At 74.7% G+C, this 21,484-nt stretch carries 19 protein-coding genes; 12 read left to right on the forward strand and 7 right to left on the reverse strand.

Annotation, left to right across the window (positions count from 1 at the left end; genetic code table 11):
• Positions 1-2: 2 nt before the first annotated feature.
• Positions 3-557, reverse strand: a complete 555-nt coding sequence (locus tag ABTZ54_RS11280) for a GNAT family N-acetyltransferase (protein ID WP_351660087.1) — start codon at positions 555-557, stop codon at positions 3-5.
• The gene (locus ABTZ54_RS11285; RefSeq protein ID WP_351660090.1) at positions 544-1,560 is read right to left on the reverse strand and encodes a hypothetical protein; all 1,017 of its coding nucleotides are present in this window, start codon (positions 1,558-1,560) and stop codon (positions 544-546) included. Before ABTZ54_RS11285 ends, ABTZ54_RS11280 begins: the two co-directional genes overlap by 14 nt.
• A 226-nt stretch (positions 1,561-1,786) precedes the next feature.
• Here ABTZ54_RS11285 and ABTZ54_RS11290 point away from each other — a divergent pair, with 226 nt between their 5' ends.
• From ABTZ54_RS11290 to ABTZ54_RS11300, 3 genes are all read left to right on the forward strand, one after another.
• Complete coding sequence (locus ABTZ54_RS11290; RefSeq protein ID WP_351660093.1) at positions 1,787-1,957, forward strand: hypothetical protein; 171 nt, start codon at positions 1,787-1,789, stop codon at positions 1,955-1,957.
• A gap of 15 nt (positions 1,958-1,972) precedes the next feature.
• Positions 1,973-4,789: a class IV lanthionine synthetase LanL gene (lanL, locus tag ABTZ54_RS11295; RefSeq protein WP_351660096.1), complete on the forward strand. Its 2,817-nt coding sequence runs from the start codon at positions 1,973-1,975 to the stop codon at positions 4,787-4,789.
• A 98-nt stretch (positions 4,790-4,887) separates the two neighbouring features.
• Positions 4,888-5,013, forward strand: a complete 126-nt coding sequence (locus ABTZ54_RS11300) for an ALQxL family class IV lanthipeptide (protein ID WP_351660099.1) — start codon at positions 4,888-4,890, stop codon at positions 5,011-5,013.
• 64 nt (positions 5,014-5,077) lie between these two features.
• Here ABTZ54_RS11300 and ABTZ54_RS11305 read toward each other — a convergent pair whose 3' ends face one another.
• Positions 5,078-5,581: a GNAT family N-acetyltransferase gene (locus ABTZ54_RS11305; protein ID WP_351660102.1), complete on the reverse strand. Its 504-nt coding sequence runs from the start codon at positions 5,579-5,581 to the stop codon at positions 5,078-5,080.
• Between the two features lie 190 nt (positions 5,582-5,771).
• On the opposite strand from ABTZ54_RS11305, the gene ABTZ54_RS11310 reads away from it, so the two are divergent.
• The 4 genes from ABTZ54_RS11310 to ABTZ54_RS11325 all read left to right on the forward strand — a co-directional run bounded on the left by ABTZ54_RS11310 (position 5,772) and on the right by ABTZ54_RS11325 (position 12,617).
• On the forward strand, positions 5,772-6,953 hold the full coding sequence (locus ABTZ54_RS11310) for a sulfite oxidase (RefSeq protein ID WP_351660831.1): 1,182 nt from the start codon (positions 5,772-5,774) through the stop codon (positions 6,951-6,953).
• A 92-nt stretch (positions 6,954-7,045) separates the two neighbouring features.
• The gene (locus ABTZ54_RS11315; protein WP_351660105.1) at positions 7,046-8,281 is read left to right on the forward strand and encodes an aminotransferase class I/II-fold pyridoxal phosphate-dependent enzyme; all 1,236 of its coding nucleotides are present in this window, start codon (positions 7,046-7,048) and stop codon (positions 8,279-8,281) included.
• A 33-nt stretch (positions 8,282-8,314) separates the two neighbouring features.
• Positions 8,315-9,355, forward strand: a complete 1,041-nt coding sequence (locus ABTZ54_RS11320; protein ID WP_351660108.1) for an MBL fold metallo-hydrolase — start codon at positions 8,315-8,317, stop codon at positions 9,353-9,355.
• Positions 9,356-9,545: 190 nt separating this feature from the next.
• A complete protein-coding gene (locus ABTZ54_RS11325) occupies positions 9,546-12,617 on the forward strand; it encodes a hypothetical protein (protein WP_351660111.1) in 3,072 nt (1,023 codons plus the stop codon).
• 41 nt (positions 12,618-12,658) lie between these two features.
• Here the strand turns inward: ABTZ54_RS11325 and ABTZ54_RS11330 are convergent, their stop codons facing one another.
• Both ABTZ54_RS11330 and ABTZ54_RS11335 read right to left on the reverse strand, forming a co-directional pair.
• Positions 12,659-13,309, reverse strand: coding sequence for a DedA family protein (locus ABTZ54_RS11330; RefSeq protein ID WP_351660114.1), 651 nt, complete (start codon positions 13,307-13,309; stop codon positions 12,659-12,661).
• Positions 13,306-14,085, reverse strand: a complete 780-nt coding sequence (locus tag ABTZ54_RS11335; RefSeq protein ID WP_351660116.1) for an MBL fold metallo-hydrolase — start codon at positions 14,083-14,085, stop codon at positions 13,306-13,308. Before ABTZ54_RS11335 ends, ABTZ54_RS11330 begins: the two co-directional genes overlap by 4 nt.
• Positions 14,086-14,253: 168 nt before the next feature.
• On the opposite strand from ABTZ54_RS11335, the gene ABTZ54_RS11340 reads away from it, so the two are divergent.
• From ABTZ54_RS11340 to ABTZ54_RS11360, 5 genes are all read left to right on the forward strand, one after another.
• Positions 14,254-14,658 (forward strand): recombinase family protein, encoded by a 405-nt coding sequence (locus ABTZ54_RS11340; protein ID WP_351660119.1) that lies wholly within the window; start codon positions 14,254-14,256, stop codon positions 14,656-14,658.
• A gap of 153 nt (positions 14,659-14,811) precedes the next feature.
• Entirely contained in the window at positions 14,812-16,932 is a 2,121-nt protein-coding gene (locus ABTZ54_RS11345; protein ID WP_351660834.1) for a phage holin family protein, read from the forward strand.
• A 66-nt stretch (positions 16,933-16,998) separates the two neighbouring features.
• Positions 16,999-18,426 (forward strand): amino acid permease, encoded by a 1,428-nt coding sequence (locus ABTZ54_RS11350; RefSeq protein ID WP_351660122.1) that lies wholly within the window; start codon positions 16,999-17,001, stop codon positions 18,424-18,426.
• A 161-nt stretch (positions 18,427-18,587) separates the two neighbouring features.
• Positions 18,588-18,920 carry a hypothetical protein gene (locus tag ABTZ54_RS11355; protein ID WP_351660124.1) on the forward strand — a complete coding sequence of 111 codons (333 nt, stop codon included), beginning with the start codon at positions 18,588-18,590 and terminating at the stop codon, positions 18,918-18,920.
• Between the two features lie 50 nt (positions 18,921-18,970).
• Positions 18,971-19,132 carry a hypothetical protein gene (locus tag ABTZ54_RS11360; RefSeq protein ID WP_351660127.1) on the forward strand — a complete coding sequence of 54 codons (162 nt, stop codon included), beginning with the start codon at positions 18,971-18,973 and terminating at the stop codon, positions 19,130-19,132.
• Positions 19,133-19,185: 53 nt separating this feature from the next.
• On the opposite strand, the gene ABTZ54_RS11365 is transcribed toward ABTZ54_RS11360, so the two are convergent.
• Positions 19,186-19,998: an IclR family transcriptional regulator gene (locus ABTZ54_RS11365; RefSeq protein ID WP_351660130.1), complete on the reverse strand. Its 813-nt coding sequence runs from the start codon at positions 19,996-19,998 to the stop codon at positions 19,186-19,188.
• Between the two features lie 168 nt (positions 19,999-20,166).
• Positions 20,167-21,360, reverse strand: coding sequence for a low temperature requirement protein A (locus tag ABTZ54_RS11370; RefSeq protein WP_351660133.1), 1,194 nt, complete (start codon positions 21,358-21,360; stop codon positions 20,167-20,169).
• Positions 21,361-21,484: the final 124 nt, after the last annotated feature.

Raw genomic sequence — 21,484 nt, forward strand, 5'->3', positions numbered from 1 at the left:
GATCATTCGTATTGTGAGACCCCGTTCTCGCCATATGGACACGTCAGGGCGAACGGCGCGCTCCTGTACCGGAGTTCGGCAAGCGCGCGACCGCCCGTTTCCTCGACGACCGAGGTCCCGTCGGGCCGCCACCCGGCCGCCTCATAGAAGGCGCGCGCCCGGGGATTCCCCTCGAAGACCCAGAGCCCCGCCGTACGGAAACCGGCCGCCGCCATCGCGGTCACGGTCGCGGCCAGCAGCTCGCGCCCCACGCCCCGGCCCCACACCTCCGGCACGGCGTAGAACGCCGAGAGCTCGGCCGTCACCGAGGGGTCCAACTCCCCGCCGGACCACGGACGGAAGCTGGAGAACGCCACCAGGTCGCCCTCCTCGGCCACCAGGACGGTCGGAGCGTCGGGCGCCGACAGCCTGTCCCGCCAGGACTCCGCCCGCGCCCCGACGTCGAGGGCGTCCAGGTAGGCGTCGGGCACGAGGCCGCGATAGGCGGCGCGCCAGGAGCGGACGTGCACGGAGGCGACGGCGGCGGCGTCGGAGGGTCCCGCCTCACGGATCGACATGGTCGCCGTCCTGTCCCGTGAGCCCCGCCCGTTCCGCCAGGGCGCCGCCCTGGAAGCGGCTTTCGGCGCCGAGTTCTTCGAGGAGGTCGGCTATGTGGCGGCGGCAGGTGCGGAGGGACATGCCCATGCGGCGGGCGATTACCTCGTCCTTGGCGCCCTCGGCCAACAGGCCCACAAGGGCGCGGCGGAGGCTGGGGCCGACGTCCTTGTAGGCGGCCTCGCTGGTGCCGTGGAAGGGCATGGCGCCGGACCAGTGCTGCTCGAAGACGCGGCACAGGTAGGCCACCACGTCCGGGTCGCGGACCAGGACCGCGCCCTCGCCCGTACCGCCGTCGGCGCGTCGGGGGAGGAAGGCGACCGTGCGGTCGAACACCACCGCGCGGTCCGGGAGTTCGGCCGCCGTGCGGTATTCGGCGCCGGCCTCCGTGAGTCTCTCCACGTACCCCTGGGTGGAGAGGCTCGCGCGCGCCGAGTGCTGGTACAGGGTGCGCATCCGCACGCCCCGGCCCAGCATCGCCAGGTCCCGGTCGATCGCGGCGCCCAGCCGGCCGGGAGCGCGGCCGCCGCCGGGCTGGATGCTGAAGACCTCCTCGCGGCAGCGGGCCGACTCCTCCGTCAGCATCGCGGACGCCGAGGCCATGTCGGGCAGGAGGTCGACGCCCTGCCGGCGCTCCTGCTCGCGCCGCGCGGCCCGGTACTGCGGCATCAGCGCGTGGAGTTCGTCGCGGAGCGACTGGGCGTGCGCCGCGGCCTGGGCGAGCTGCGCCTCCAGGGGGCCGACCACCTCCGCCGCCGCCGCGTCCGGGCTCACCGGTATCAACTCCTCTGGCCTGCCGGGAGCCGGCCGCAGCAGCCGCAGCCGCAGCAGCGTGCGGGACGCGGCCTCGACCTCCTCCTGGCTCAGGCCGAGCGCGGGCACCACGTCGGGCGGCCAGCGGGTCAGGCTGCCACGCGCGAGCACGTACTCGAAGACGGCGACCGCCCGCGCGTCCAGTCGTGGCATTTCATCGAGATGTGCCCCCATCGGCATGCGTTCCCCCCGTTTTGCGGCCCTGCTACTTCCGTGCCATGCAGGGTATTGCCAGGTCGCGACCCTGGACCACGAGGGCTCGCCGCGATGGACTGAGGACGTCCGACGGGGTCAAACCCCGCCAGGGCGACATCCGGCGCGAACCCGTCGAACACGGGTCATGCGCGCCCCCGACGCCTCCCGAACCAGGAGCCTTCGCATGTCCGCAGCCGTCCGCTCTCTCCTCGTCCTCACCGTCCTGCTCACCGGCGCCGCCGCCGCGACCGCCGGGCAACAGGGGTACGGACAAGGGTCGTTCACGGTGCGCACGGTCGCCGACGCGCCGCTGGACACCAGCTGGGGCGACCACTACGTCCGGCCGCAGCTCTAAGGCCGGGCGCAGACCATGGCGAACTCCTCCGCGCTCACGACCGGCCCCGGCCCCCGCCGGGCCCGTGCCGAGCACCCCGCCGACCTCGCGCTCCTGCCCGACCTGGTGCGCGCCGCCGTCGCCCGCTCCGGCGCCGCCGGCTGGTCCGTCGAACCCGGCGCGTTCTGGTGCCACGTCGTGCCCGCCGGAGCGGTCCGCCGCGCCCAGGGCTGGAAGCTGCACGTCTCCGCCACCCCCCTGTCGGCCCCGCTGGTCCTGGCCCGCGCCGCCGAGGTGCTCGTCGAGCACGGCGCGGCCTTCAAGTTCGCCGCCAGCCCCGCCAGGGTCGCCGCGCTGGTCTCCGGACGCTCCGCGCGCGGCGGGGGCGGCAAGTTCCTCACCGTCTACCCGGCCGACGACGACCGGTTCCGGCTGCTCGCCGAGGAACTGCACCGGGCCACCGTCGGCCTGCCGGGACCCACCGTCCTCTCCGACCGCCGCTACCGGCCCGACAGCCAGGTCTTCTACCGGTACGGCGTGTTCTCGGGCGTACGGGAGCTGACCGCCGACGGCGGCTTCGCGGCCCGGCTCACCGACCCCGAGGGCCGCCCCGTCGAGGACGAGCGCAACGCCTGGTTCAGCCCGCCCGCCTGGGCCGGCGAGCCCTTCCCGGACCGCCCGGCAGCCCCGGCCCGCAGCACGGCCGCCGCCAAACCCGTGCTCCTCGCCGACCGTTACGTCGTCCGGGGCGCCATCCAGCACTCCAACAAGGGCGGCGTCTTCCGCGCCGAGGACACCCGCACCGGGGCCCAGGTCATCGTCAAACAGGCCCGCCCGCACGTCGGGGCCGGACTCGAAGGACTCGACGTCCGGGACCTGTTGCGCCGCGAGGCGTCCCTCCTCGCCCGCTTCTCCGCCGCCGCCCGGGACCGGGTCCCGCAGCCGGTCGAGGTGTTCGAGCAGCAGGGCAGCGTCTTCCTCGCCACCGAGTCCGTACCGGGGGCGACCCTGCGCCGTACCGTCGCGGAACGGCTCGCCGAGGACGGCACCGCCTGCCCCGACGAACGCACCGCCGGCTCCCTGGTCTGGCAGCTGATCGAACTGGTCGCCACCGCCCACGGACTCGGCGTCACCCTCCACGACTTCAACCCCAACAACGTCATGGTCACCCCCGACGGGCGGCTGCTCCTCATCGACCTGGAGATGGCGGCCACCCCCGGCGAACGCTGGGTGCTCGGCGCCACCCCCGGCTACACCGCCCCCGAACTCCGCGCCGCCGACCAGGTCGCCCCCGCCTTCCCGCCGGCCGTCGACCTGTACGCCCTGGGCGCGACCGTCCTGCACGCGCTGAGCGGCGCCGACCCGCTGTTCGCCGCCGACCGGCCCGCCGCCGACGCCCGCCCCGACGAGGAGCGGCTGGCCGGACTCGTGGCCCTGCTCGCCCGCGACCAGCCGCTCGTCCGCCGCTTCGGGCCGCTCGTACGGGGGCTGATGCGGGACGCCGCCGAGGACCGCTGGAGCCTGGAACGGGCCAGGACCTTCGTCACCGGGCTCCGGGGGGAGGGCCGCCCGGCCCCGGCGCCCGCCGCCGAGCCGTGGGCGGCGGACGCCCGCGAGACCGAGCCGCCGGACCCCGCCGCGACCCGCGACCGCCTGCTGCGCGACGGCATCGCGCACCTCCTCGCCACCCTGCGCCCGGACGACCCCGAACGGCTGTGGTCCTCCGACTCGTTCGGCGAGAACTGCGACCCGGTCGCCGTCCAGCACGGCTCCGCCGGCGGGGTCGCCGTCCTGGCCCGGGCCCTCCTCCACGCCGACGCCCTCGAAGCCGCCGGGGTACCCCTGGACCCGGCGGCGCTCAGCGACGGGCTGCGCACGGCGGCCCGCTGGACCGCCGACCGGACGGAGGCCCTGCCGGGGCACCTGCCGGGGCTCCACTTCGGACGCTCCGGCACCGCCTGGGCCCTGCTCGACGCCGCCACGGCCCTCGACGACCCCGCGCTCGCCGGACGCGCCGCCGAACTCGCGCTCGCGCTGCCCGTACGGTGGCCCAACCCCGACGTCTGCCACGGGGCGGCCGGCTCAGGCCTCGCTCAACTGCGCTTCTGGCAGGCCACCGGCGACCCCCGCTTCCTCGACCGGGCCGCCGAGGCCGCCGAAGGACTCCTGGAGGCGGGACGGCGCACCCCGGAGGGCCTGTTCTGGCCCGTACCGGAGGACTTCGGGTCCGCCCTCGCGGGAGCCTGGCACTACGGCTTCGCGCACGGCGTCGCCGGAGTGGGCACCTTCCTGCTGCTCGCCGCCGGGGCGACGGGGGAGGAACGCTTCCGCAGGGCGGCCGTCGAGGCCGGCGCCACCCTCGCGTCGGCGGCACGTGGCGGAGCGGCCGGGGTGCTGTGGCCCGTGGACCGGGCCCGCCACCTCTCCGACTCCCCGGAGCTGGCCCGGCACTGGTGCAGCGGCTCCTCCGGCGTCGGCACCTTCCTGGTCCGGCTCTGGGCGGACGGCGACGGCGCCGCCGACGGCCTGCTCGCCCTCGTGGACGGGGCGGCCCGCGCGGTCCGGGCGGGCAGGGTCACCGACTCGCCCGCCACCTGCCACGGACTCTCGGGCAACGCCGAGTTCCTCCTCGACGCCGCCGAACTCACCGGCGACCCGCGCCACCGCGCCGACGCGGAACTGCTCGTCGAACACCTGGCGGCCCAGGCCGTCCTGCGCGACGGCCGGCTCCTGGTGCCCGACGAGAACCGCAGGACCGTGCTCGCCGAGTACGCCACCGGTCTCGCCGGCAGCCTCTCCCTGCTGCTGCGCTTGCGCTGCGGCGGCCCCAGGGCCTGGCTGCCCGAGGGCTGAGACGCCCCCCCCTGATCTTCCGTCGGCCGCCGGCCGACGGACGCCGGTCCCGCGCGGGACCGGCACCCACCGCACCACACCACACAAAGGAGAACGCCATGATGGAGTTCGACATCGACGCCCTGCAGGTGCTGCCGCAGGAGGTCCGCACCGAGGACGCCCGCGGTGAGGAGCACGCCGCCGCGCTCATCACCGCCTGCCGCTGGCTGACCAGCGGCTGCTGACCCACAGCCGACAGCGGGACCCCCGGCCCCCGGGGGTCCCGCTGGGCGTGCCCCCGGGAGTCGGCTAGGCCCGCCACTCCCAGCGCCGCTCGCCGTCCTCGAAGCTCTCCGTCGGCGCAAGTCCCGCCGCCGTGGCCACCGCCGCCGAGGCATGGTGGTCGGGGTGGACGTGCGCCAGGAGCACCGGGATGCCGAGCCCCCGCAGCCACGCGGCCAGGGCGGCCGCCGCCTCCTTGGCGAGGCCGAGGCCCTGCCAGGCGGTGCCGGTCACCCAGGCGATCTCGGCCGCCGCCCCCGTGACCGTGGCCTGGACCGTGCCCACCGCGACACCCGTGGCGCGCAGCCTCAGCACCCAGTTGCACCAGGCCGTCCCCGGCTCCGCAGGACCGGCCAGCATCCGCGCGTACCGGGCCCGCAGCTCCGGCTCCGGCAGCGGGCTGCCGCCGATGAACACGTGCAGCGCCGGATCGGCCAACGCCGAGGCCATCTCGGGCGCGTGATCGAGCCGCAACGGCTCCAGATCGAGGCGGGCGGTGAGCAGGGGGACGACGGTGACGACGGGGATCATGCGACAAGTGTCCCCCGCACCGAGGCGAGTCGGCCCGCTCCGGACCACCCCGGACCCCTCCGGACCGCCTCGGACCCCTCCGGACCGTCCCGACCTGACGGATGTTCACATGACGGCTCCATGAACGGCCCGTCCCCACCCCCACCCCGCCCCTAAGGTGTGGCGGACCCCGCCCCGACGCGCCGAGGAGATTCCGCCCGTGCCCGCCCGTCGCACCCTCCTGAAGGCGCTCGCAGGCGCCCCCGCCCTGCCCCTCCTGGGCACCGCGCCCGCCACCGCCGCCCCCGTGGCCCCAGGCATCGTGAAGCCGACGCCGTCCGAGTACTTCACCCTCCGCGGCACCAACGCCGAGGCCCGGTACGAGACCTTCGCCGGTACCGGCGCGCTCACCCCTGTCGACCGCTTCTTCGTCCGCAACCACACCTCCACCCCCGTCCTCTCCGCCGCGACCTGGAGCCTCACCGTCTGGGGCGACGGACTGCACGGCCGCACCCCCGTGCGTTTCGGGTACGGGCAGCTGCGCGACCTGCCCGCCGTCACCCGGACGGCCCTGGTGGAGTGCGCCGGGAACGGGCGCAGTCTCTACACCACCCAGCAGGGCGAGACGGTCGCGGGCACCCCGTGGACCCTCGGCGCGATCGGCGCCGCCCGCTGGCGGGGCGCCCGCCTCTCCGACGTGCTGCGGCTCGCGGGGATCGCCGCCGACGCCGTCGACGTCCAGCCGCGCGGCCTCGACGACCCGTACGTCACCGGTGGCGCCGACCTCGGCCGGGTCCGCCGCCCGCTGCCCGTCGCCAAGGCCCTGGACGACGTCATCCTCGCGTACGAGATGAACGGCGAGCCCCTCCCGTACGACCACGGGCACCCGGTCCGGCTCATCGTCCCCTCCTGGATCGGCATCGCCTCCATCAAGTGGCTCGGCGACATCGAGGTCTCCCGCACCCCGCTCGCCTCCCCCTGGTCCACCGACTACTACCGCCTGTTCGGCGCCGCCCACCCGCCCGGCGGCAGCGCGCCGCTCACCCGCCAGACGCTCAAGAGCGCGTACGAACTCCCCTTCAGCGCCACCCTGGAGACCCACCGCACGCACCGGCTCACCGGCCGCGCCTGGTCCGCCCTCGCGCCCGTGCGCCGGGTGGACGTCTCCACCGACGGCGGCGCCCACTGGCGGCCCGCGCGGCTGCTCGACCCGCCCCGCCGGGCCGGCTGGGTCCGCTGGACGACGCCCTGGCGCCCGCACGCCACCGGGCCCGCCACCCTGCTCTCCCGGGTCACCGACGCGGCCGGGAACGTCCAGCCCGAGCGGGCCGTGCACAACACCCAGGGGTATCTCTTCGACGCGATCGTCCGGCACCCCGTCACCGTCGCCTGAGCGGCGGAATGCCCGGAACCTCCGTATAAAGGGCTCTGGGGTGCCGTACGCGCGCCCCGGCACAGTCCCAGGAGGGCCGGGAGGTTCGGAAGATGCGGCAGACAGCTCCGGAGGGCCGCGGACCGGTGCGCTACGGACCGCCCGCACCGGAGTCCGGCCTCCCCGTGCTGCCCGGCCTCGCCGCCCTCCTCGCCGCCGCGGCGGGCCGCACCGAGCCCGAACCGCCCGGCGGCGGACCGGTCCTGCGCGGGGCCGCCGCCGGCTACTGGTGGCGCCGCGGCCTGCGCACCCACGCCGAGGACGTCGTCGCCGCCCCCGGCGCCGCGCCCCTGCTGCTCGCCCTCATCGCCGCCCACGGCGGCGACGTCCTGCTGCCCCGGCCCTGCCCCGCCTGGTGGACCCCGCAGGCCCGGCTGCTCGGCCGGCCCGCCTACCACGTGCCCACGCCCGCCGAGTGCGGCGGCGTCCCCGACCCGTACGCCCTCCTGGAGACCGTACGACGGGTCCGCGCCGAGGGCGGCAGCCCCCGCCTGCTGCTCCTCTCCGTCGCCGACGACCCCACCGCCACCGTCGCCCCGCCCGAACTCGTCCGCGAGGCCTGCGAGGCGGCCGTCGCCGAGGGCCTGCACATCATCAGCGACGAGACCTGGCGCGACACCCTGCACCGCCCGCACGAGACGGTGCTGCTCAGCCCCGCCGAGATGTGCCCCGACGACGTGACCGTCCTCACCGACCTGGCCGGCGCCCTCACCCCCGCCGGCTGGCCCTGCGCCGTCGCCCGCTTCCCGCCCACCGCCCCCACCCGCGCGGACCGGTACGCCGACCGCAGGGCCCGCACCCTCGACATCCTCACCGTGCTCGGCGCCCTGGTGGCGGGCCCGGTCGCCCCGGCCGCCGCCCACGCCCTCGACGAACCCGAGGACGTCACCGTACGGACGCGGACGACGGCCACCCTGCACGGGAGCATCGCCGCCGCCGCCCACCGCGCCGTCCTCGCCGCCGGGGCGCTCGCCCGGCCGCCGCAGGCCGGACGTCATCTCTACGCCGACCTGGGCCCGTTGCGCGCCGGACTCGCCGCGCGCGGGGTCACGGACTCCCTGGAACTGGAGAACCACCTGACCGAACGGCTCGGCACCCCCGTACCCGGCGGGCACCGCTTCGGCGACGAACTCGGCGCGCTGCGCGTCCGGTTCGACACCGCCGCCTTCCTGGGGACGGCAGAGGAGGAGCGGACCGAGGCGCTCGCCTCCGCCCGCCCCGAGGAATCACCGCACGTGGCCCGCGCGTTGAGCACCTTCGAGGGCGCGCTCGACGAACTGGCCAGGTAAACGAAGGCAGTAGGAAAGACGGAGGTCGCAGCGATGACGGAACAGACCGCCCGGCCGCCCCGGGCCCCGCACTCCGCCGGCACCCCCCACGCCCCGCACCCCGCCCCCGCGCTCCAGCCGCTCGGCCGGGTGCGCCACGACTGGCCGCGCTCCTTCGCCGACCGGCTCACCACGCCGCTGGCCGGCGTCCGCGCCATGGCCCGGCTCGCCCGCGAGGGCGCCGTCCGGCCCGGGCCCGAGGGGCTGCGGGACATCCCGCTGCTGCCCTTCGCCCCCGGACCGCTGCCCGAGGCGGGGCCCGGCATCCTCGCCGTCACCTGGGTGGGACACGCCAGCTGGGTGGTGCGGATCGGCGGTCTGACCGTGCTCACCGACCCCGTCTGGTCGCGCCGCATCCTCGGCACCACGGCCCGGCTCACCCCCGTCGGCGTCCGCTGGGAGGACCTGCCGCCGGTCGACGCCGTCGTCATCAGCCACAACCACTTCGACCACCTCGACGCCCCCACCCTCAAACGGCTCCCGCGCGACACCCCGGTCTTCGTGCCCGCCGGACTCGGCCGCTGGTTCACCCGCCGCCGGTTCAGCCGCGTCACCGAGCTCGACTGGTGGGAGGCGGCCGAACTCGACGGCGTACGCTTCGAGTTCGTCCCCGCCCACCACTGGTCCAGGCGCACCCTCCTGGACACCTGCCGCTCCCTGTGGGGCGGCTGGGTGCTGCGCGACGGCGAGGGGCAGCGGGTCTACTTCGCCGGGGACACCGGCTACGGCCACTGGTTCGAGGAGATCGGCCGACGCCACCCCGGGATCGACCTCGCGCTGCTCCCGATCGGCGCGTACGACCCGCGCTGGTGGCTCGGCGACGTCCACACCGACCCCGAGGAGGCCGTGCGCGCCTTCCAGGACCTCGGCGCGCGCCGGATGGCGCCCATGCACTGGGCGACCTTCGTCCTCTCCTCCGAACCCGTCCTCGAACCGCTCACCCGCGTCCGCGCCGCCTGGGACCGGGCCGGACTGCCCCGCGAGGACCTCTGGGACCTTCCGGTGGGGGCCTCGCGGGCGTTGGGGCCGCACTGATCCTTCCAGGAAAGGATCCGTTTCTGGCCAATTCCTCCATAGCGTGCCGTTGTTGTGAACAAGCTGTGTAGCTTCGAGCGGTCCGGAAGGATTACAGCATTCCGGATGGCGCCAATCGCCTGTGCGTCGGGGGCTGTTGGCACCTGGTGGGCAGGGCGATCCCCATTCCACCCTCACGACGGGACACGTGATGACCACCCCGAGCTCCGGAACACCGGCGACCACCCCGACGAGCACGCCGACGAGCACGCCGCTCACGCCCGAAGTGGACAGAGCGATGCTCGACGGCCCGACGCCGAAGGACCTGCTCCCGTCCACCGGCAACTACCCGACGGAGATCGTCCGGTACCAGTCGGTGGTGCTCACCGACATCCCCGGGGCGCAGCCGTCGCGCGCGCTGACCGGCGCCATCGACCTCGGCGAAGAGAACCTGCCGTTCTACGACCGCCCGGCCGAGGGCATGGTCGTCACGACGGAGCAGAGCTGGTCGGCCCAGGGCGTCACGCTCGGCCGGCTGCTGCACAGCCTCGCGCTCGCGCCCGGTGAGAGCACCCGGGTCGCGGTCGTCGACTGGCAGCGCACCACCCGGGCGACGGGCGCCGAGACGGCCGGTGAGAACGAGTTGCTGACCGGCTCCACCGACCAGAACCGGTCGATCAGCGAGGTCGCGAACGCGATCGCCCACGAGGAGCAGTACGGCAGCTCCCAGGGGTTCGAGGTGGGCCAGTCGTCCAGTGAGGGCGGCAGCATCGGCGGCTCGCTCGGCGCTTTGTTCAGCGGCGGCGGAAACTGGAGCAAGTCGTCGAACATGGGCATCGCCAGCGCGGTGTCCCGCTCCACGGGCGTGCGGTCGGTCGCCGAGTCGGCGACGCAGCGGATCAGCGCGCGGACCCAGCAACTGGCGACCGCCGCCCGCAGCCGGAACATGACGGTCGTGCGCGAGACGTCGCAGGCGGAGAAGGACCAGGTGATGACCCGGGTCGTCACCAACTACAACCACATGCACGCCATGTCGGTGCAGTACTACGAGGTCGTCCAGGTCTACAGCGTGACGACCAAGCCGACCAAGCTGGAACGCTGTCTGTTCATCCCGCTCCAGGAGCTCACCTTCACCCACACCAGCCTCCAGCGGTACAAGGAGGTGCTCGCCTCGGTGGCGCCGGCCGACTGGGCGACGAGGATCCGCGGGGCGAACCCGTTCGAGACCGCCGTGCGCAAGCTGGACGCGTGCGCGGCGCCGGAGGCGCCGGACCGGCAGGAGTTCGAGGGGGTGGAGCTGTCTGACATCGCCGCGTCGGTCAAGGGCGTGTACGGGGTGCGCAAGGCCGACGGCATCCCGGTCAGGTTCGACCCGACGACCCAGCGGTGGAACCCGCTTCCCACGACGGGACTCGGCGGCGGGCTGACCCGTATCGCACCGGGCAAGGACACCGTCTGGGCGATGAAGACCAACCAGGACATCGTGCAGTTCGACGGGACGACCTGGCGCGCCGACTCCTCGGGTGGCACGGGGCTGCGCATCACCTGCGGCGCGGACGACGCGGTCTACGTCGTCGGCAGCAACAGCGTGATCCACCAGCGCGTCGGGTTGGCGTGGGTGAGCCTGGGTGTCGTGGCCGACGATGTCGCCGCCGCCAGTAAGGACAAGGTCTGGTACTCCCGGCAGGGGACCCTGTACGAGCGCAGCGGCAGCGGCTGGGTGCAGCGGAACGGGCCGGGCGTGCAGCGCCTGTCCGCCACCCCCGACGGCGCGCTCTGGGCCGTCGTGCAGTCCTCGACCAGCACCGAGACCCTGCCCTACCTGGTGCAGCCCGGTGCGACGGCCTGGATCCGGCCCACCTCCGGCGGCCTCCAGAACGTCTCCGGCCTCGCCCAGGTGGCCTCGGCCACCGCGGGGGACTGCTGGGTGCTCATGAACAACGGCAAGCTGAGCCGGATCCTGGCACGTGAGACGCCGATACTCTTCGACGACCAGCCGAAGGAGGACTCCCCCTACGCGTCCAGGATCGACGTCTGGCACGACACGGCGGGCATCCGCGGCATCCAGGTGGTCTTCGCCACCCGCACCTTCCGCTGCGGCGACACCGGAGACACCGGCGGCTCCGACCTGCAGCAGGCGTCCTACACCTTCAGCGGCGCCGACAAGCTGATCTCCTTCGAAGCCTGGTCCGGCACGGCGGCCCGCGGCAGCCTCGCCGGGCTGCGCCTGAAGATGACCTCGGGCGTGGCGAACTTCGGGATCGCCGCGACCACCTCCGCCACACCCGACCTGTTCGAGGACGCCGGCGGCGCCTCCGCCATCTGCGGCCTCTTCGGCTCGACCGTGCGGTCCGGCAGCCGCACCTACATCGCGTCCCTCGGCTTCCACGTACGGGGCGGGAACGTGCCCCAGGCGGTCCTGGACCACCTGAACGACAACCGCCGCCACTACAGCCAGGCCGTCTGGGCCAACGCCGACGAGCTCACCCTCAGCCGCATCCTCGCCAACTACTCGTACACTCCGGCCGGTTCGAGCGCGGGACCCGTCCCGCTCGGCATGCTGCTCGACCCGACGCCGATCGCCACCACCGGCAACTACCTCGGCTTCCGCTGGAACTTCGGCAGCGAGCAGGAACGCGAGGAGTGGACCAAGTCCCGCCAGCCGGGCGACAACACGTTCGGCGCGCCGGTGGTCAACACGATCGCCATCGCCACCAACGGCGTCTTCGCCGAGGCCGTCCTCGGCCGCGCCAACTCGGCCGAGAAGATCGACATCACCCGCTTCTGGAACTGGAAGGACTCGCCCATCCAGATCACCCCGGCCGACATCGCCCCGGTGTCCACCGCCTCGCGCGCGCAGAACCTCGACACCACCGCGGCCGGCATGGGCGCCTCCCAGGCGAAGTTCGCGCCGATGGTGGCGATGCCGGACCCGGTCGGCCTCCAGACGGTGCAGGCCCTCGCCACCGCGAACCTGTTCCGCGACATGAGCGGCCTCGACAACATGAGCCAGGTGCTCGCCAAGGGCATCGAGGCCGCCGCCGCCAACGACAGCGCCGCGGGCGAACGCGGCCAGGCGGCCATGAAGACCGCCACCGAACACGCGCAGAAGATGGCCCAGATCGCCCTCGACGCCATCAGCAAGGTGCTGCCGCTCGCCACCGGCGGAGCCGGCGGCAGCATCAGCGCCATCGGCGGCATGCTGAACCAGGGCTCCAAGGCGGCCGCTCCGGAGAAGAAGGCCGACGCGCCGTCCGGCGACGCGCCCGCGGCGAAGGCCTGATCAAACACCGCGCGGGTCCGGGCCACCGCCCGGACCCGCCCTTACGACTTCCCCCCGGGCTGCGCCGCAGCCCCCCGCCCCCGCAGCCGCCGCCACAGCGTCGGCGCCGCGCCGAGCAGCACCGTGAGGCCGACCGCCGCGACCACGCCCTCCCACGGTTCGGGGAAGAGCGAGCCGCCCAGGATGCCGATGAGCTGGTACGTGGCCGCCCAGGCCAGGCACGCGGGCAGGTCGCCGCGGGCGAAGCGGCGCAGCGGCATCCCGGCGAGGAGGCAGGCCAGCATCACCGGGATCCGGCCCGCCGGGACCAGCCGGGAGAGCACCAGGACCGGCACCTGATGGGTCTCCAGACGTTCCTGCGCCTGGGCGAGCCGCTCCGGCGTGACCCGGCCGCGCAGCGCGGCCAGCCAGCGCGAGCCGTTGCGGGAGCGGACCCCGCGCCGGCCCAACCAATACAGGGCGAGGTCGCCGAGGAAGGCGGCGGCGGCCGACACCAGGAAGACGTAGAGCAGCGACAGCGGCGCCGTCTGGTGGAAGGCGACCACCGCGGCCGAGCTCACGATGGCCCCGGTCGGCACCACCGGCACCAGCGCGCCGAGCGCCACCAGCAGGAAGAGCGAGGGGTAGCCGACGGCCTGCTGCGTCGACTCCGGCGGCAGCTCCCGCACCGCCGTCACGATCCGGTCGATCACCGGGCGACCTCCGGCCGTACCCGCTCGCCGTGCCCCAGCAGGTGCACCGCCACCTTGGGGGCGAGCCGGGCCGCGTGCCGGACGAACTCGTCGCCCGGCGCGTGGAACTCGTGGGGCCGGATCGCGTCCATGCCGACCGGCCAGTACGTGCCGTAGTGCACCGGCACCGCCGCGGCCGGGGACAGTGCGGCCAGCGCCTGGGCGGCCCGGCCCGCGTCCAGGTGCCCGTGGCCGAGGTAAGGACCCCAGCCGCCGACCGGGAGCAGCGCCACGTCCACGGGGCCGACCGCCTCCGCCATGTCGTCGAACAGGCCGGTGTCACCGGCGAAGTAGGTCCGGGCCTCGCCCTCGACCACGTATCCGAGCGCGGGGGAGCGGTGCGGTCCGACCGGCAGCCGCCGCCCGTCGTGCAGGGCGGGGACGGCCCGTACGGTCACGCCCTCGACGTCCACCTCGTCGCCCGGCGCCACCTCGGTGACCCGCAGGCCGAGCGCGTCGAGCCGCCGCAGCGCGGGGACGGCCCGGGACGCTCCGGCGGGCACGACGACCCGGGTGCCGGGGGCGAGCCGGGCCAGCGAGGGCAGGTGGAGGTGGTCGGCGTGCAGGTGCGAGACGAGCACCGCCTCCGCGCGGGTCGCCTCCGGCGGGGGCAGCTCGCCGCGGCGGCGGCGCAGGTGTGCGAGCCGGCGCGCGAACAGCGGGTCCGTCAGGAAACGCACCCCGGAGTCCTCGACCGTGCATGTGGCATGACCCCACCAGGTGACCTCCACCGGCACGCCGCCCTTCCTCGTCCGTTCCCGCCCGTCGCCCCGGCCCCGCCGCGAGCCCTTCCGTAACGAGGGTAAATGTCCGGTGCCGTCCGTGTGGCCGGTCTTCGACGGACCACGCGGAGTTCGGTATACCGAAGGCTCCTCGGGGGTCCGGCGACGCAGTAGGGTCGCTCCATGGACGACGTTCGGGTGGCGGCGATCGCCAGCCTCACCCCGCTCGAAGAGCTCGACGAAGACCCTTTCCTCGTGGACACCCGCAGCCAGCACGCCATGTGCGTGCGCTGGGCCGTCGACAAGGGGTACGTGGTGGCGAGGCGGCTGCTGTTCTACGGCATTCGGCCGGACCACGAGGCGCTGTGGGAGGACGTCGACGCGGGGATCGTCGACCTGTTCGTCGCCCCGAACGAACGCGTCCTGGCCCGCGCGTTGACCGACGTGCCCGCGTTCCTCGCCGAGTGCGAGCGGCGCGGGGTGCGGCTGGAGACCGCGGGGCTCGACGAACCCGCGTACGACGCGCCGATGAAGGCCGGGGTGCACCGGCGGATGTCCATGCCCACCGCCGGGTACGACGGTTGTTGAAGCGGTCCTGACACACGCACCTTCTCCCGGCTGACCTGCCCGCGGTGGCCGTTGTGCCACGCTTGGGGCAGGAAACGGGTGAAAGGTGAACCAGGCGTGGGTGAACGGCGAGGGCATACCCCCGGCCGCTGGCGGAGCGCCGGCCGGGCCGCGATGCGGGTGATCACGGTCTGGGCGGTCTCCACGCTCACCATGCTGGTGCTCGCCGGGCTCCTCCCCGACTTCCAGCTCCAGTCCCGCGACGGCGACAGCCTCACCACGATCGCGTTCACCGCCGCCCTGGGCGCCGGGGCCTTCGGTCTGCTGAGCGCGCTGGTGTGGCCGCTGCTCGTGCGGGCCCTGCTGCTCGTACCGGCGCTGGTGCTCGGCCTGTTGGTGTTCTTCCTCAACGGCTCGCTGCTGCTCCTCGCGCTCTGGCTGACCCCCGACGGGCGCGGCAGCGCGGCCCCGCAGACCGCCGTCCTGGTGGCCGCCGTGATGTCCGCGGTGGCCTCGGCCACCTCCACCGGCCTCGCGGTGCGCGACGACGACGCCTACCGGCGGCGCCTCTACCGGCTCGCCGACCGCAAACGCCCCCGCCTCCCGCACGGCCCGGAGCCCGTCCCCGGCACGGTCTTCCTCCAGCTCGACGGCGTCGGGCACCGGGTGCTCGGCGAGGCCGTCGCCGACGGCCTGATGCCCACCGTCGCCGACTGGCTCGCCACCACCCACCGGCTCGCCCCCTGGCGCACCGACTGGTCCAGCCAGACCGGCGCCAGCCAGCTCGGCATCCTGCACGGCTCCAACGAGGACGTGCCGGCCTTCCGGTGGTACGAGAAGGACACCGGCCGGCTCATGGTCTCCAACCGGCCCGCGAGCGCCGTCGAACTCCAGCGCCGCGCGGTCGAGCGCACCGGCGACGGCGGACTGCTCACCTTCGACGGGGCCTCCCGGGGCAATCTGTTCAGCGGCGGCGCCGACGAGCTCGCCCTGGTCCTGTCGATGGCCGCCCGGCGGGGCCCCCGCAACCGCTCCCGGTCCGGCTACTTCGCGTACTTCTCCGACCCCGCCAACGCTGTCCGCACCGCGGGCTCCTTCGTCACCGAGGCGCTGCGCGAGATGGTCCAGTCGACCCGGGCGCTGCTGCGCCGCGAGACGCCCCGGGTCTCCCGGGGCGGCCTGTACCCCTTCGTCCGGGCCTTCGCCACGGTCATCGAGCGGGACGTGGTGGTCTCGGCGGTGATGGGCGACATGCTCGCCGGCCGGACCGCCGTCTACGCCGACCTGGTCGCCTACGACGAGGTCGCCCACCACTCCGGGCCGCAGGGCCGCGACACCGACCAGGTGCTGCGGCGGCTCGACCGCTCGATCGCCCTGATCGCCAAGGTCGCCGAGCACGCGCCCCGCCCGTACCGGATCGTGCTGCTCTCGGACCACGGCCAGAGCCCGGGGGAGACCTTCCAGGGCGCGTACGGGCTGACCCTGCGCGATCTCGTACGGGCCGGCTGCGGCCTTCCGGTGCCGCGCCGGGTGCGGCGGACCCGCTGGGGGCACCCCCAGACCGAGTCCGCGGGCGGCTCGGAGGCCAGGGACGTGGCCCGCGACGCGCTGCGCGGCGCCCTGCACCGCAAGGTCGACGAGGCGGACGAGCAGGGCGGGGAGGCGGCGGAGGCGGCCGCGGTGGCGGCGGCCCGGGCCCCCGAACCTGTGGTCCTCGCCTCCGGCAACCTGGGCCTGGTCTCCTTCCCGGGCGTGCCGCACCGGATGACCCGCGAGGAGATCGACCGCCTCCACCCCGCGCTCCTGCGCACCCTCGCCCACCACCCGGGCATCGGCTTCCTGCTGGTGGCGAGCGAGGAGCACGGCTCCGTGGTGCTCGCGCGGGGCGGGGTCGAGGTCCCGGTCGCGGAGCTGACCGACGACGGGCCGCTGGCCGTTTTTGGCCCCGGCGCGGCCGACGCCGTGCGGCGCACGGACGGCTTCCCGCACGTCGCCGACATCATGGTCAACTCGATGTACGACCCGGCGACGGGCACCGTGCACGCCTTCGAGGAGCAGATCGGCTCCCACGGCGGCCTCGGCGGCGAGCAGAGCCACCCCTTCCTGCTGTGGCCGCGCGACCTGGCCGAGCCGCCCGCCGGGATCGTGGGGGCCGAGCAGGTGCACCGGGTGCTGCGAGGGTGGCTGCGGGAGAGCGAGGGGCCCCAGGTGCCCCTGGAGATTTCGCCGTCCAGCGGCGATGCGGAAGCGTTTCTTCCGGTAGAGGACCAGGCCGTACAGGACAAAAGCGGGTGATTTGGAGCGCCGTCCCAGCAGGCGGACGATGAGGTGGTTTGCACGACGAGAGGCGCACCACCCCCCATGAGCACGGCCACCCCCGACACCCACCGCGGCAGCCCCGACGAGGCCCCGCGACCCGAGCACCGACCGGACGGGGCGGCACCCGACAAGCACACCCGCAGCTTCGGGCTCCCGGTCGCCACGGCGCTCGTGGTCGGAAACATCATCGGCGGCGGCATCTTCCTGCTCCCCGCCTCCGTCGCCCCCTTCGGCACCATCAGCCTGGTCGCCTTCGGGATCCTGACCGTCGGCGCGCTCTGCCTGGCGCTGGTCTTCGGCCGGCTCGCCCGCCGCCACCCGCAGACCGGCGGCCCCTACGTCTACGCCCGCGCCGCCTTCGGCGACTTCGCCGGGTTCCTCGCCGCCTGGTCGTACTGGATCACCACCTGGGTCTCCAACGCCGCGCTCGCCGTCGCCGCCGTCGGCTACCTCGACGTCCTCGTCCCCATCCACGAGTCCAAGGCCGCCACCATCGGCGCCGCCCTGCTCATCCAGTGGCTGCCCGCCCTCGCCAACCTGGCCGGCACCCGGTACGTCGGCGCCGTCCAGCTCGTCGCGACCGTGCTCAAGTTCGTCCCGCTGCTCCTTGTCGCCGTCGGCGGACTGTTCTTCTTCGACAGCGCCAACCTCGGCCCGTTCCGGGCCGGCGACGCGAGCGCGCTCGGCGCGGTCTCCGCCTCCGCCGCGATCCTGCTCTTCAGCTACCTGGGCGTCGAGTCCGCCGCCGTCAGCGCCGGAGAGGTCCGCGACCCGCGCCGCAACGTCGGCCGCGCCACCGTCCTCGGCACCCTCGGCGCCGCCGCGCTCTACCTGCTCGGCACTCTCGCCGTCTTCGGCACCGTCGCCCACGACAAGCTGGTCACCTCCACCGCGCCCTTCACCGACTCCGTGAACGCCATGTTCGGCGGCTCCTGGGGCGGTGTCGCCGTCGCCTGCATGGCCCTGGTCTCCATGATCGGCGCGCTCAACGGCTGGACCCTGCTGAGCGCCCAGGCGCCGTACGCCGCCGCCCGCGACGGCCTCTTCCCGAAGGTCTTCACCGTCAAGCGGCGCGGCGTCCCCACGGTCGGCGTCCTGGTCACCGTCGTCCTCGCCTCGCTCCTGACCGTCTACAACTACACGGCCGGCACCCAGGGCGTCTTCGAGATCCTGGTCCTCGTCACCACCTTCACCGCCACCGTCCCCTACCTGCTCTCCACGGCCGCCCAGATCTACTTCCTGCTCTCCGGCCAGGGCGAGAAGGTCTCGCCCGCCCGCCTCACCCGCGACGCCGTCCTCGCCGTCGCCGCCTTCGGCTTCTCCCTCTGGCTCGTCGCGGGCGCCGGCTACGCGGCGGTCTACCAGGGCGTGCTCTTCCTCTTCGCCGGTGTCCTCGTGTACGCGGCGATGGCGGCGCGCAGGACGCGGGCGGCGGGCGCGACGGCGGAGGCCGGGCGCGACGGCGAGTGACGTACGGCCGACCGCGGGCCGTCCGTCGGCGCGCGCCCCGGTGCGCTCCGGCGCGTGCGCCCGCCGGTGCGGTGAATTCCGGGTCCCGCGTGTAGGCCGACCGGGCGGTTGTGGCGTCCCGGGCGGCTCGGGGCCGCCCCTACGGGGCAGGACGGATCCCCATGAGGTCCCTCCCCGCGCGCCCCGGCGTCACCGCCGTGCGGGCCCGGCGGCTCGCCGTCGCGGTGCTGCTCGTGCTCGCCGCGCTGCTCGGCACCGGGGGAGCCCTGACCGGGACGGCCGGCGCGGAACCGCGCGTCGCCGGCGCGGCGGCCGATCCCGTGGCCGAGGTCCACGACCTCGCCGAGCACGAGGCGATCACCCCCGTACGCGGAGCACGCCGCCCGGCGCCGCCCCGCCACCTCCGCGCGGCGCGGCCCACCGCCGCTCCCGCGCCCGTACCCGTACCGCCCCCGTGCGACGACGCGCCCCGGTCGGCGGTGATGCGGTGCTGAGAGGCCCGGCCTCTCCAGCACCCGCTCACCCCACCGCAAGGAGCTCCGTCATGCCCATCGACCCCTTCGCCGTGCTCAACGCGCTGCTGCGCGCCGAGGCGGCCCGCCAGGAACGGTCCGGCCGCCCCACGGAAGCGGAACGCGAACCCGAACGGCCCTCCCTCCGCGCCGCCCCCGGGGCGGCCGCCGAACCGGAGCCGAAGGCGGACTGACCCCGCCTTCGGCGAGGCCCGGACCCCGATCCGGGCCTCCCCCGTGCCCGCGCTCACGGGACGATCGTGAAGGCCTGCGTGACCAGGGCGCGCTCCAGACGGTCCCGGAGCCGGGCCGCCGTGGGCCGCAGCCGGTCGAGTTCGGCCAGCGGCAGCGAGAAGCCCACCGCCGCCACCACCCCGCCGACCGTGACGGGCACCGCCGCGCACACCGTGCCCAGCACGTACTCCTCCACCTCGTGCACCGGCGCGCCGCGCCGCACCCGCGCCAGCCGCCGGATCAGCGCGTCCTCGTCGCGCACCGTGCGCGGGGTCAGCCGGGTCACCGGCCGCCGGGCCAGGTACTCCCGCAGGGCCGTCACGTCGAGCTGGGCGAGCAGGCACTGCCCGAGGGCGTGCGCGTGGGCGCTGGTGCGGAACTCGGTCCACTCCTCGGCGGACGGCCGCTCCGGGGTGTCCGCGACGGCCACCACCTCGATCTCGCCCTTCTCCAGGACACCGCAGTACACCGGCGCGTCCAGCTCGTCGCGCAGCAGCCGCAGCCACTCGGGCAGCCGCAGCCCGGGGCCGTCCCGCTGCCCCGACAGCCGGGGTGCGGCAGGCCCCAGCCGGAACGCGCCGTGCTCGTGGTGCAGATAGCCGTCGTGGACCAGGGTCCGCAGCAGGTGGTACGTGGTCGGGAGCGGCAGGTCCGTCATCCGGGACAGGCGTTTGGCGGTCAGCTCGCCGTGCTCGGCGACCGCCTGGAGCAGGCAGAGCGCACGGCGGACCGAGCCTATGAGCGTGGGAGCGGTGGGTTCAGTGGGTTCGGTGGGTCCAGTGGGGGTGGTGGGAGCGGTGTGACTGGTGGGGACTGTGGGTGACATGGGGTCAGTTTGCCGATGCCCGCTCGATCGCACCCGTGGGCTCGCTGCTCCTTGGGTGATCGCCCGTTCCGCACCCCGGGCACCGCCGCGATTCCTCCAAGACCGGACGCGGGCGCCGCCCGGCCGAAAAACGCCCCCGCCGCCGACCGGCCGCCGTCCCCGCCACCTCTACCCGGGGGTCGCCGCCCGCGCCCGGCGGTCGTGCGTCACCACCAGGCCCATGACCCCCGCCGCGAGCAGCGCCAGCGCGGCCAGTGCCGGGACCAGGGTCACCAGCGGGCCCGCCGCCAGGCAGCACACGCCGCCCACCAGGAGGACGGTCGGGCGCCGCCCCGAGGAGCGCAGGACGATCGCGGCCGCGCCGAGCAGGAAGAGCCCGACGCCGCCGGTCAGGGACCAGGCCACGGTGCCGTGCAGGGGCTCGGCCAGGCCGTAGTGGCCGGTGTCGGCGACCTGGGTCAGCACCTTCTTCATGCCGAGCGCCGTCAGCACCACGCCCGCGACCAGCGGCAGGTGCAGGAACGTGTACACGTCCCGGGCGAAGCGGGTGCGCTCGTCGCCGTCGAGCGCCGCGAGCCGGTGCTCGGCCGGCTCCCCGAAGCGCCGGAAGTACAGCGCCCACAGCCCCGACGCGAGCAGCAGCCCCGCCGCGCACGCCCCGATCACCGCCACCGTCAGCGGGAAATCGGCCACGCCCACGCCCATCGCCACGATGGACTCGCCGAGCGCGATGATCACGATGAGCCCGTGCCGCTCGGAGAAGTGCCCGGGGGAGTTGACCCGCCAGCCGGACGAGCCGGTGACATAGATCCCGCCGTAGTCCACGACGACCGCGCCCAGCCACAGCAGCAGCCGCGCGGGTCCTTCGTACGCGCAGCCCATGAGCAGCAGCACGAACGGCGGCGCCACCGACAGCAGGGCCGTTCGCCGCAGAGTGGCCCGCAGGGCCGTGTCGCCCGGGCTGGAGACCCAGTACGAGACGAGGTGCAGCACCCGCACCAGGCCGTACGAGACCACGAACACCACCGGCGCGGGCAGCCCGCCCGGCGCGTCCGCGAACACCTCGGGCACCGCGAGCGACACCACGAACACCACGGTCATCACGGTGACAAGGACCGCGAACAGGGCCCCGGAGTCCGCCCGTACGACATTGCCCAGCCAGGCGAAGCAGCACCAGCACCACCACAGCAGCGCGAGCACCGTCATCGCCCCGAGCACCCGCACCGGGGTCGGATGGGCCGCCATCAACGCGGTCACCTGCGTGATCGCGTAGACGAAGACCAGATCGAAGAAGAGCTCGGCGGGCGTCACCTTGTGATCGCCCCCGGCCGCGACCATCCGCGCCCGTTCCCTGCCAGCCACCGCATCCCCCTTGCGCAGCACACACTTTCGGCCATCCAGGCGCGCACCTTACAACGCCCCGCATTACCCCGGACGTAATCGACCCCCGCAGCCCGCCCCGGCATGCTCGTGAGCACCGGGTCCC

This window comes from Streptomyces sp. NPDC094032 (genome assembly GCF_040303965.1).
GTDB lineage: Bacteria > Actinomycetota > Actinomycetes > Streptomycetales > Streptomycetaceae > Streptomyces.